This window comes from Methylophaga sp. UBA678 (assembly GCF_002299105.1).
Classification (GTDB): Bacteria; Pseudomonadota; Gammaproteobacteria; order Nitrosococcales; family Methylophagaceae; genus Methylophaga; species Methylophaga marina.
Genome location: NZ_DBNG01000020.1, coordinates 629 through 974, shown reverse-complemented (window position 1 = coordinate 974; position 346 = coordinate 629). Strand labels below are relative to the sequence as shown.

The following is a 346-nucleotide window of genomic DNA, read 5'->3' as shown; positions in this document are numbered from 1 at the left end:
TAAAAAGCAGATGGAAAAAAGCCAACGCGAATATTACCTTAATGAGCAGTTAAAAGCGGTTCAAAAAGAACTCGGTGAGATTGACGAGGCTGGTAACGAAACTGACGAACTGGCTGCGAACATTGAGAAGGCAGGAATGCCGGCAGAAGCACGCGCTAAAGCTGATGCTGAACTTAAAAAGCTTCGAATGATGTCACCGATGTCTGCAGAAGCAACTGTTGTCAGAAACTATATTGAATCTTTGTTAGAAGTCCCTTGGAAAAAACGTTCTAAAGCGACCCTTGATTTAAACAAGGCTGAAAATGTCCTAGATGAAGATCACTATGGTCTGGAAAAAGTCAAAGAA

General features: G+C 41.6%; 1 pseudogene. It reads left to right on the top strand.

Annotated features, from left to right (window positions below):
- Positions 1 to 346: pseudogene (locus B3014_RS10570) on the top strand (endopeptidase La); the annotation flags it as partial.